Consider the following 3856-nt stretch of genomic DNA (forward strand, 5'->3'; position numbering starts at 1 on the left):
GCCCCCGTCCGCCGGACGGGGCCGACGACGTTCGCGGACCTGGCTGATCCTGGGTGCAGACATACGCGCGAGTAGTTAGCAAAGTGCCGGATTGCCCACCCGAATAGGGTGGGAAGGCTCCCTCGGTACACGACTCAGTACGCCCGCTGGACACCCCTCCCCACATCCATCCGCCCACCCACGTTGACGCGGACAGGAGCGGTCATGCCCGCCACGCACCACTCGGCAGCACGCCCAACGCCCACCACCGGCATACCCCCGACGGACACCGTCGTCCCGCCGGCAGCACACCAGGGGACACCCTCCCCGGCCCCGGAGAAACCCTCCTCGGCCCTGGAGACACCCTCCCCGGCCCCGAAGAAGTCCTCCGAGACGCCACCGGAGAGCTCCTCCGCCACCCGGTCCACGGCTCCGGAGACGCCCTCCGCCGCCCGGTCCACAGTTCCGGAGACGCCCTCCGCCGCCCGGTCCACAGTTCCGGAGACGCCCTCCGCCGCCCGGTCGACGGCTCCGGAGAAACCCTCCACCACCGCTCCGACAGCCCCCGGCAAGCCCTCAAGCACCGCGCCGACCGCCCCCGACGCGCCCTCAAGCGCTGCTTCGGCAGACCCGGACGCGCCCCTCACCGCCGCCGCACCGCCGCCTGTGGACACACCGGCCGTCGCCGACCGGCCGGACTCGGACACCTCGGCCGGCAGGGCCCGACCGACGCCGAACACGCCCTCTGCCACCGGCCAACATTCCTCGAACGCACCGGCCACCGCCGGCAAACGCGCCCCGAAGACACCTCCCGCCGCCGCCCCGTCGACCGCGAACCCCACGCGGATCACGAGTCCGGCCCCGGAACCCCGGCCCCTCCCCGTTCCCGCCCCCTTCACCGAGGGCACCGCGGTCGGCCGTATCCCCGTCCTGGATGTCCGCCCCCTCGTCCTGAACGGGCGGCGCCCGGCGAAGGCGGTGGTCGGGGAGGCCTTCGAGGTGTCGGCCACCGTGTTCCGCGAGGGCCATGACGCCGTCGCCGCGAACGTCGTGCTCCGGGATCCGAAGGGCCGTACCGGCCGCTGGACGCCGATGCGTGAACTCGCCCCGGGTACCGACCGCTGGGGCGCCACCGTCGAGGCCGACGCGCCCGGTGAGTGGACGTACACCGTGGAGGCGTGGGGCGATCCGATCAGCACCTGGCGGCATCACGCGGGCATCAAGATCCCGGCCGGGATCGACACGGAGCTGGTGCTGGAGGAAGGCGCGCAGCTGTACGAGCGTGCCGCCACCGGCGTACCGAAGAACAAGGGCAAGCGGGAGGTGATCCTGAGCGCCGCCGAGGCCCTCCGGGACACCGAACGACCGCCTGCGGCACGGCTTGCCGCGGCCCTCACACCGGCCGTGAACAAGGTCCTGCGCCGGCATCCGCTGCGTGAACTGATCACCGCGAGTGAGCCGTTGACGCTCGTCGTGGAGCGGGAGCGGGCCCTGTACGGGGCCTGGTACGAGTTCTTCCCCCGCTCCGAGGGCACCGTGCAGCAACCCCACGGCACGTTCCGCACGGCCGCGCGGCGGCTGGCGTCGATCGCCGCGATGGGCTTCGACGTCCTCTACCTCCCCCCGATCCACCCCATCGGCCACACCTTCCGCAAAGGCCCCAACAACACCCTCTCCGCCACCCCGGAGGATGTCGGGGTGCCGTGGGCGATCGGCTCCGAGGACGGCGGCCACGACGCCGTCCACCCGGACCTCGGCACGCTGGCCGACTTCGACTTCTTCGTCGCCGAGGCCGCCCGCCACGGCCTGGAGGTCGCCCTCGACTTCGCGCTGCAGTGCTCCCCCGACCACCCCTGGGTGCAGAAACACCCGCAGTGGTTCCACCACCGCCCGGACGGCACGATCGCGTACGCGGAGAACCCGCCGAAGAAGTACCAGGACATCTACCCCATCGCCTTCGACGCCGACCTCCCCGGCCTGATCGCGGAGACGGTGCGGGTGCTGCGGCACTGGATGGACCACGGGGTGCGGATCTTCCGCGTCGACAACCCGCACACCAAACCCGTCGTCTTCTGGGAACAGGTCATCGCGGACATCAACCGCACCGACCCCGACGTCATCTTCCTGGCGGAGGCGTTCACCCGGCCCGCGATGATGCACACCCTGGCCCAGACCGGCTTCCAGCAGTCCTACACCTACTTCACCTGGCGCACCACCAAGACCGAACTCACCGAATACCTCACCGAACTGTCCGGTGACGCGGCCGCGTACATGCGCCCGAACTTTTTCGTCAACACCCCCGACATCCTCCACGCGTACCTTCAGCAGGGCGGGCGCCCGGCATTCGAGGCCCGTGCCGTCCTGGCCGCCACCCTCTCCCCCACCTGGGGCGTCTACAGCGGCTACGAACTCTGCGAGAACACCCCTCTGCGCGAGGGCAGCGAAGAATACCTGGACTCCGAGAAATACCAACTGCGTACCCGTGATTGGGAGTCGGCGGAACGTGACGGACGTAGCATCGCGCCATTGATAGCCACGCTCAACGCGATCCGGCGGCGCAGCCCGGCCCTGCGGCAGCTGCGCGACCTCCATTTCCACCACGCGGATCAGGAGGCGGTGATCGTCTACTCGAAACGCCGGGGATCGAACACGGTTCTGGTGGTCGTGAACCTCGACCCTCACCACACCCAGGAGGCGACGGTCTCGTTGGACATGCCGCAACTCGGCCTGGACTGGCACGAGTCCGTGCCGGTACGCGACGAGCTGACCGGCGAGACCTACCCATGGGGCAGGACGAACTATGTGCGCCTGGAACCGGGCACTCGCCCCGCGCACATCCTGACCGTCCTGCGACCGTCCACCCCGCAGATCGGAGGGTCACCCACAACATGATCGTCAATGAGCCTGTCCCGGACACCTTCGAGGACACTCCCGCCAAGGACCGGGACCCCGAGTGGTTCAAACGCGCCGTCTTCTACGAGGTCCTCGTCCGCTCCTTCCAGGACAGCAACGGTGACGGCGTCGGCGACCTCAAGGGCATCACGGCCAAACTCGACTACCTCCAGTGGCTCGGCATCGACTGCCTCTGGCTGCCACCCTTCTTCAAATCACCGCTCCGTGACGGCGGTTACGACGTCTCCGACTACACCGCCGTCCTCCCCGAATTCGGCGACCTCGCCGACTTCGTCGAATTCGTCGACGCCGCCCACCAACGCGGCATGCGCGTCATCATCGACTTCGTCATGAACCACACCAGCGACCAGCACCCGTGGTTCCAGGAGTCGAGGAACGATCCCGAAGGCCCGTACGGCGACTACTACGTCTGGGCCGACAAGGACGACCAGTACCAGGACGCCCGGATCATCTTCGTCGACACCGAGGCCTCCAACTGGACCTTCGACCCGGTCCGCAAGCAGTACTACTGGCACCGCTTCTTCTCCCACCAACCCGACCTCAACTACGAGAACCCGGCGGTGCAGGAGGAGATCATCTCCGCGCTGCGGTTCTGGCTCGACCTGGGCATCGACGGCTTCCGTCTCGACGCGGTTCCGTACCTCTACCAGGCCGAGGGCACCAACTGCGAGAACCTCCCGGCGACGCACGAGTTCCTCAAACACGTGCGCAAGGAGATCGACGCCCACTACCCGGACACCGTGCTGCTGGCGGAGGCGAACCAGTGGCCCGAGGACGTCGTCGACTACTTCGGCGACTACCGCAGTGGCGGCGACGAATGCCATATGGCGTTCCATTTCCCGGTCATGCCGCGCATCTTCATGGCCGTGCGCCGTGAATCGCGCTACCCGGTCTCGGAAATCCTCGCGAAGACCCCCGCCATTCCCTCGAACTGCCAGTGGGGCATCTTCCTGCGCAACCACGA

General features: G+C 68.6%; 3 protein-coding genes. 2 read left to right on the forward strand and 1 reads right to left on the reverse strand.

Going from position 1 to position 3856, the window contains the following annotated elements:
• Nucleotides 1-134 precede the first annotated feature (134 nt).
• The gene (locus ACWCRB_RS49375; RefSeq protein WP_451002308.1) at nucleotides 135-527 is read right to left on the reverse strand and encodes a hypothetical protein; all 393 of its coding nucleotides are present in this window, start codon (nucleotides 525-527) and stop codon (nucleotides 135-137) included.
• 298 nt (nucleotides 528-825) lie between these two features.
• On the opposite strand from ACWCRB_RS49375, the gene ACWCRB_RS49380 reads away from it, so the two are divergent.
• Nucleotides 826-2871: an alpha-1,4-glucan--maltose-1-phosphate maltosyltransferase gene (locus tag ACWCRB_RS49380; RefSeq protein WP_451002310.1), complete on the forward strand. Its 2046-nt coding sequence runs from the start codon at nucleotides 826-828 to the stop codon at nucleotides 2869-2871.
• The coding region (locus ACWCRB_RS49385; RefSeq protein ID WP_451002309.1) for an alpha-amylase family glycosyl hydrolase at nucleotides 2868-3856 on the forward strand (989 nt) is incomplete at its 3' end. The genes ACWCRB_RS49380 and ACWCRB_RS49385, both read left to right, overlap by 4 nt.

Source organism: Streptomyces sp. NPDC002156 (genome assembly GCF_053593675.1).